7 protein-coding genes are annotated in these 6,611 nt (G+C 72.1%); all 7 read left to right on the forward strand.

Going from position 1 to position 6,611, the window contains the following annotated elements; genetic code table 11:
- Positions 1-115: 115 nt before the first annotated feature.
- The 7 genes from ACTWQJ_RS44145 to ACTWQJ_RS44175 all read left to right on the forward strand — a co-directional run bounded on the left by ACTWQJ_RS44145 (position 116) and on the right by ACTWQJ_RS44175 (position 6,473).
- Entirely contained in the window at positions 116-1,087 is a 972-nt protein-coding gene (locus ACTWQJ_RS44145; RefSeq protein WP_443312035.1) for an aldo/keto reductase, read from the forward strand.
- A gap of 78 nt (positions 1,088-1,165) precedes the next feature.
- Positions 1,166-1,717: a TetR/AcrR family transcriptional regulator gene (locus ACTWQJ_RS44150; RefSeq protein WP_443312036.1), complete on the forward strand. Its 552-nt coding sequence runs from the start codon at positions 1,166-1,168 to the stop codon at positions 1,715-1,717.
- Positions 1,714-3,237 (forward strand): MFS transporter, encoded by a 1,524-nt coding sequence (locus ACTWQJ_RS44155; protein WP_443312037.1) that lies wholly within the window; start codon positions 1,714-1,716, stop codon positions 3,235-3,237. The genes ACTWQJ_RS44150 and ACTWQJ_RS44155 overlap by 4 nt, the downstream gene beginning before the upstream one ends.
- 176 nt (positions 3,238-3,413) lie before the next feature.
- The gene (locus ACTWQJ_RS44160) at positions 3,414-3,635 is read left to right on the forward strand and encodes a hypothetical protein (protein WP_443312039.1); all 222 of its coding nucleotides are present in this window, start codon (positions 3,414-3,416) and stop codon (positions 3,633-3,635) included.
- Positions 3,632-4,618 carry an AAA family ATPase gene (locus tag ACTWQJ_RS44165; RefSeq protein WP_443312040.1) on the forward strand — a complete coding sequence of 329 codons (987 nt, stop codon included), beginning with the start codon at positions 3,632-3,634 and terminating at the stop codon, positions 4,616-4,618. Before ACTWQJ_RS44160 ends, ACTWQJ_RS44165 begins: the two co-directional genes overlap by 4 nt.
- Complete coding sequence (locus ACTWQJ_RS44170; RefSeq protein ID WP_443312041.1) at positions 4,615-5,526, forward strand: DUF58 domain-containing protein; 912 nt, start codon at positions 4,615-4,617, stop codon at positions 5,524-5,526. The genes ACTWQJ_RS44165 and ACTWQJ_RS44170 overlap by 4 nt, the downstream gene beginning before the upstream one ends.
- Entirely contained in the window at positions 5,523-6,473 is a 951-nt protein-coding gene (locus ACTWQJ_RS44175) for a VWA domain-containing protein (RefSeq protein ID WP_443312042.1), read from the forward strand. Before ACTWQJ_RS44170 ends, ACTWQJ_RS44175 begins: the two co-directional genes overlap by 4 nt.
- The last annotated feature ends 138 nt before the right edge of the window (positions 6,474-6,611 follow it).

The following is a 6,611-nucleotide window of genomic DNA, read 5'->3' on the forward strand; positions in this document are numbered from 1 at the left end:
ACGTGACCGCGCAGCACGCGTGGGCGAACGCCCGTAAGTGACACGGGGGCATCGCGGGTTACGTTGGTCGCACGCCGTATGGAGCGACGTATGGAGCGACCGAACGGAGCCCGCGATGCCCTTCGCCCGACTGGCCTCGGCAACGACTCCCACCTGTCATATCGGCCTGGGCCTCGCCGCCGTCGGCCGCCCCGGTTACATCAACCTCGGCCGTGAGCAGGACCTCCCCGCCGACCGCAGTGTCGAGGCCCTGCGCGAGCGGACGCACGAGCTCCTGGACGCCGCCTACGCCCAGGGCGTCCGCTATTTCGACGTCGCCCGCTCCTACGGACGCTCCGAGGAGTTCCTCGCCGACTGGCTGAACGCCCACCCCGAGATCGACGACATCGTCGTCGGCAGCAAGTGGGGCTACACCTACACCGCCGAGTGGACCACCGACGCCGAACAACATGAGGTCAAGGACCACAGCGTCGCCACCTTCGAACGGCAGCGCGCCGAGAGCGCCGAGCTGCTCGGCGACCGGCTCGACCTCTACCAGATCCACTCGGTGACCCCGGACAGCCCGGCCCTCACCGACAAGTACCTGCACGCCAGGCTGGCCGACGCCGCCGCCGAGGGCCTCACCATCGGCTTCTCCACCAGCGGGCCCGCGCAGGCCGACGCGATCCGGGCGGCGCTGGAGGTGACGGTCGACGGCGAACCCCTCTTCCGCACCGTCCAGTCGACGTACAACGCCCTTGAGACCTCCGCCGCCTCCGCCCTCGCCGAGGCCCATGACGCCGGTCTCACAGTGATCGTCAAGGAGGCCATGGCCAACGGCCGGCTCGCTGAGCCGTATGCGCCGGACGCGCTGAAGGCCGTAGCGGAAGAGACCTCGCTCGGCTGCGACGCCGTGGCCCTCGCCCTGATCCTGCGCCAGCCGTGGGCCGGCGTCGTTCTCTCCGGCGCGGCGACCGTCACCCAGCTCGCCTCCAACCTGCACGCCGCCGTCGTCGACCTGGACGACGGCCAGCTGAGCCGCCTTGCCGCGCTCGTCGAGGAGCCGCAGGTGTACTGGGAGCGGCGCGGGCAGTTGCCCTGGCACTGAGGGTTTCCCGACCTGGGGCTATGAGTCACGCATGCCCAGTGTGAGACATAGATGTCTCACATGCACTATGGTTGTCTCATGGCCGTCGACCCAGACCACGTACTCCGCAGCGCCGCAGCCCTGCTGACCCGCAAATCCACCGCGACCATGGACGAGGTCGCCAAGGCCGCCGGAATCAGCCGGGCCACGCTGCACCGCCACTTCGCCGGGCGCGACGCGCTCGTCAGGGCGTTGGAGTCGCTCTGCCTCGCGGAGTGCGAGGCCGCGCTGGACGCGGCCCGCCTGGACGAGGGCAGCGCGAAGGACGCCGTACGGCGGCTGGTGCGCGAGATGGAGCACGCGGCCGGACTCCTGTCCTTCCTCTACAGCGAGAACCAACTGTTCGAGGGCGAGCAGCAGAACGAGGGCTGGGCCCGGCTCGACGCCCGGATCTCGGCCCTGTTCCGGCGCGGCCAGGACAGCGGAGAGTTCCGTATCGACCTGACCCCCGCCTGGCTCACCGAGGCCCTCTACGGCCTGATCGCCGCCGGGGCCTGGTCCGTCCATGACGGCAAGGTCGCAGCCAAGGACTTCCAGACCATGATCGTCGAGCTGCTGCTCGGTGGCGCACTACGGAGAGAGGAATCATGACCAGCACGCTGCAGCCGGCGACCGTGACCGAGGCGGTGAAGCGCCCGGGCCGCTGGCTCGCGCTGTCCGTCCTCGTGCTCGCCGTGCTGCTGGTGGCCGTCGACGCCACCGTCCTCGGCCTCGCGACCCCGTACATCACCGAGGACCTGCGGCCCTCCGGCACCCAGCTGCTGTGGATCGGCGACGTCTACTCGTTCGTCATCGCCGGTCTGCTCGTCTCCATGGGCAGCCTCGGCGACCGCATCGGCCGCAAGCGGATCCTGCTCGTCGGCGCGACGGCGTTCGGCGCGGTGTCCGTGCTCAACGCCTATGCGACGACGCCGGAGATGATGATCCTGGCTCGGGCGCTGCTCGGTGTCGCCGGTGCCACCCTGATGCCGTCCACGCTCGCCCTGATCCGCAACCTCTTTCACGACCCGCGCGAACGCAGCCTCGCCATCGGCATCTGGGGCGCCACCGCCTCCGCCGGTACGGCGGTCGGCCCCATCGCCGGCGGTTTCCTGCTGGAGCACTTCTGGTGGGGATCGGTCTTCCTGATCAACCTGCCCGTGATGGCGGTGCTGGTCGTGGTGGGTATCAAGCTGCTCCCGGAGTCGCGCAATCCCGACCCCGGCCCGTGGGACCTGTACAGCGTCGTGCTGTCGCTGGTCGGCATGGTCGGCATCGTGTACGCCGTCAAGGAGGCCGCCGCGCACGGCTTCGGGTGGGCGGCGCTCGCCGCGGGCCTCGTGGGTGCGGCCGCCCTCTACCGGTTCGTCCGGCGCCAACTGACCCTGCCCACCCCGCTGCTGGACATGCGGCTGTTCCGCAACCGCGGCTTCAGCGGTGCGGTGCTGGCCGATCTGCTGACCGTCCTCGGCCTGTCCGGCCTGGTGTTCTTCCTCTCCCAGTACCTGCAACTCGTGCAGGGCAGGCGGCCGTTCGAGGCGGGTCTGGCCGAACTGCCCGCCGCGATCGGCGCGGTGGCGGCCGGTCTGGTCGCCGGGCGGGCGGCCCGGCGCTTCTCGGTACGGGCCGTGGTCTCCGGGGGACTCGCGGCGGTCGGCCTCGCACTGGCGGCGCTGACGGTGATCGACCAGTCCACCGGCTACCCACTGCTCGGCACCGCGCTGCTGGTCGTAGGCATCGGCGCCGGGTTCTCCTTCACGGTGACCGCCGACGTGATCCTCTCCAGCGTGCCGAGGGAACAGGCGGGCGCGGCGTCGGCGGTCTCCGAGACGGCGTACGAACTGGGCGCTGCCCTCGGAATCGCCGTACTGGGTTCGATCGTGACAGGCGTGTACCGGGGTTTCACCGCTCCGGCGGGCACCCCGCCCGACGCGCATGAGTCGCTGGGCGGGGCGGTGGAGGCGGCGGCGGGGATGCCCGCGCAGGCGTCCGGGGCGATGCTGGATGCGGCCCGCAGTTCGTTCGTCGACGGCCTTGCCCTGGCGGCGGGTGCAGGCGCGGCGGTGCTGCTCGCGGCGGCGGTAGCAGCATGGTTCCTGCTCCGCGACCAACGGCTGGACAACGGACGCTAAGGGGCGCGGGGCTGTATCGATGTGCGGCTCTGCCGCGTGGGCGCGATCAACCCCCACGCACCCGCCACGCAGCCCCAACCAGCCCCACATCCGGCTTTAAGCCCGTTTTCGGCCCCACCTGATGGTCTTGGCTTCGTACCCGACGTCGTTCCCCACGGCCGAAGGAGCCACAGACCATGACACGACGTACACGCAAGTTCCTCGTCACCGGCGGAGCCCTCGCAGTCGTCGGCCTCGCCGGAGGCGGCGTCGCGCTCGCCGCCGACGGTGACGAGCCGCCGCGCGAGCAGATCAGGTTCGTCGTCGAGGAGGGCGGCGCGGACGGGCGCGAGGACTGCCCCTGGAAGGACGGCGGCGGCACCACGACCCCGTCGGGCGACCCCTCCTCCGCGCTGTGACCGCCCCGTCGAGCGAGGGCAAACTCCTGGAGGAGGCCCTCTTCGAGGTCAAGCGGGTGATCGTCGGCCAGGACCGCATGGTGGAGCGCATGTTCACCGCGGTCCTGGCCCGCGGCCACTGCCTGCTGGAGGGCGTGCCGGGCGTCGCCAAGACGCTCGCCGCGAAGACCCTCGCGCAGGTCGCGGGCGGTCACTTCGCCCGTCTGCAGTTCACGCCCGACCTCGTCCCCTCCGACATCACCGGCACCCGTATCTACCGCCCCTCCCAGGAGGCCTTCGACATCGAGCCGGGGCCGGTGATGGCCAACGTCGTACTCGCCGACGAGATCAACCGCGCCCCCGCCAAGGTGCAGTCCGCGCTCCTGGAGGTCATGGGCGAGCACCAGGTCTCCATCGGCGGCACGACCCTGTCCGTACCCGAGCCGTTCCTCGTCCTCGCCACCCAGAACCCCATCGAGTCCGAGGGCGTCTACCAGCTCCCCGAGGCCCAGCGCGACCGCTTCCTGCTCAAGGTGGAGATCGCCGCTCCCAGCGAATCCGAGGAGCTCGCCATCCTCTACCGGATGAGCGTCGACCCGCCCCGCCCGCGCCGCGTCCTCACCCCCGAGGGGCTGATCGCCCTCCAGTGTTCCGCCGACGAGGTGTTCGTGCACCATGCGGTCGCCGAGTATGCCGTACGGCTCGTCGTCGCCACCCGCGAACTCGCCGGTCCCGGCAGCCGGGTCGCGCACGGCGCCGGTCCGCGCGCCACGCTCGGCCTGGTCGCCGCCGCCCGGGCCCTGGCGCTGCTGCGCGGGCGCGGCTATGTCCTGCCCGACGACATGCGCGACCTGGCGCACGAGGTCATCGCGCACCGCCTGGTCCTGTCCTTCGACGCCCTCGCCGACGGCATCACCGCCGGCGAGATCGTCGACGAGGTGCTCGCGGCGGTGGAGCAGCCCCGGATCAGCCCCCGCCAGGCCGCCGAGGAGGCCGCCGCATGAGCACCCCGACCCTGCGCGAACTCACCCCCGAACAGGCCCTGAAGCACCTGGAGTTGCTCTTCACCCGCCGCCCCGACGGACTCCTCCAGGGCGACCACGTCTCCCTCGTCCCCGGTCCCGGCAGTGAGGTGTCGGAGACCCGTCCGTACGTCATCGGCGACGACGTCCGCCGCATGGACTGGAACGCCACCGCCCGCACCACCGTCCCGCACGTCCGCCGCACCCTCGCCGACCGCGAACTCACCACGTGGATCGTCCTCGACGCCTCCGCCAGCATGGACTTCGGCACGGCGAGGATGGAGAAGCGGGACCTCGCCGTGGGCGCGGCGGCGGCCGTCGCGTTTCTCACCGAGCGGGCCGGAAACAGACTCGGGGCACAGCTCACCGGCCCGTCCGGTATCCACCGCATCCCGCCGCGCACCGGCCGCAGCCACCTGCTGGCGATCCTGCACGCCGCCCTCGACCGGCCCCGGGTCGGCCCCGGCGTCCCGCAGCACAGCCTCGCCGACGCCCTGCACGCGCTGCGCGCGCTGCCCTCCCGGGGCCTGGTCGCCGTCGTCTCCGACTTCCTGGAGACCGGCTGGGAACAGCCGCTGCGCACTGCGGCCCGCCGCCACCAGGTGCTCGCCGTCGAGACGGTCGACCCGCGGGAGCTGGAGCTGCCCGCCGTCGGACTGCTCACGGTGGTGGACCCGGAGACCGGGCGGAGGCGCGAAGTCCCCACCTACTCACGGCGGTTGAGGGAGCGGTACGCGGCGGCCGCGCTGGAGCAGCGGGCGTTGATCAGACAGTCGATACGCCGGGCCGGCGCCGCGCATCTGCGGCTGCGCACGGACCGGGACTGGGTGCGGGACATCGTCCGGTACGTCGAGACGCAGCGGCGGCGGGCGGGAGGCGGGGCGGCATGAGTCTGCGGTCCCCGGGCTGGCTGCTGCTTCTGGTGCCGCTCGCCGCACTGATCGTCGCCTACCTGGTGGTGCAGCGCCGGCGCGGCCGGTACGCCGTCCGCTTCACCAACCTCGACCTGCTCGACAAGGTCGCGCCGAACCGGCCCGGCTGGCGGCGCCATGTCCCGGCCGCCGCCTTCTGCGGCATGCTCGCGCTGCTCGTCGTGGGGTTCGCCCGGCCGACCACCGAGGTCCAGGTGCCCAGGGAGCGGGCCACCATCGTGGTCGCCTTCGACGTCTCCGCCTCCATGGAGGCCACGGACGTGCAGCCGACCCGCTTCGCCGCCGCCCGGGACGCCGCGCTGGCCTTCGTGGACCGGCTGCCGGAGCGGTTCAACGCCGGGCTCGTCCCCTTCAGCGGCTCCGCCACGGTCGCGGTACCGCCGACCACCGACCGTGAGGTGCTGCGCACGGCCATCCAGCGCCTGAACACCGGCGAGGGCACGGCGATCGGCGACGCCGTCGTCGCCGCCCGGAACGCGGTCCGCGCGCTCGACGAACGGGCGGAGACCGAACCGCAGCCCGCCCACATCGTGCTTCTCTCCGACGGCTCCAACACCACCGGCCGCTCGATGGAGTCGGCGGCCCGGGAGGCCGCCGCCGACCGCATCCCGGTGTCGACGATCGCCTACGGCACCCAGGAAGGCACGATCACCCTCCCGTCCGGCGACAGCGTCCCGGTCCCGGTCGACGGACCCGCGCTGGAGGAACTCGCCACGACGACGGGCGGCGACTTCCACGAGGCGGCGACCGGAGAGGAACTCCAGGCGGTCTACGAAGACATCGGCAGCTCCGTCGGCCACCGCACCGAGGAACGCGAGATCTGGCAGTGGTTCGTGGCGGCCGGTCTTCTCACCGCGCTCCTCGCGGCCGCGACATCACTGCTGTGGTTCTCCCGGATCCCGTGAACCGGCCCACATCACAAGGAGACAGGCCCGTGACAGACGACCCGAGCGGCCCGCGGACGCCGACGCAACAGTCCCGCACGGAAGCCGGCCTGGGAGCCCCGCGAGGCCCGGCGTTCCTGTCCGGGAGCGTGCCCTCGC

The organism is Streptomyces sp. KR55 (genome assembly GCF_052245645.1).
Lineage (GTDB): Bacteria > Actinomycetota > Actinomycetes > Streptomycetales > Streptomycetaceae > Streptomyces > Streptomyces flavusporus.

Excerpts from the sequence above, each read along its gene's own strand:
- ACTWQJ_RS44155 (WP_443312037.1), top strand. The coding sequence starts at position 1,714 with ATGACCAGCACGCTGCAGCCGGCGACCGTGACCGAGGCGGTGAAGCGC.
- ACTWQJ_RS44145 (WP_443312035.1), top strand. The coding sequence starts at position 116 with ATGCCCTTCGCCCGACTGGCCTCGGCAACGACTCCCACCTGTCATATC.
- ACTWQJ_RS44170 (WP_443312041.1), top strand. The coding sequence starts at position 4,615 with ATGAGCACCCCGACCCTGCGCGAACTCACCCCCGAACAGGCCCTGAAG.
- ACTWQJ_RS44175 (WP_443312042.1), top strand. The coding sequence starts at position 5,523 with ATGAGTCTGCGGTCCCCGGGCTGGCTGCTGCTTCTGGTGCCGCTCGCC.
- ACTWQJ_RS44160 (WP_443312039.1), top strand. The coding sequence starts at position 3,414 with ATGACACGACGTACACGCAAGTTCCTCGTCACCGGCGGAGCCCTCGCA.
- ACTWQJ_RS44150 (WP_443312036.1), top strand. The coding sequence starts at position 1,166 with ATGGCCGTCGACCCAGACCACGTACTCCGCAGCGCCGCAGCCCTGCTG.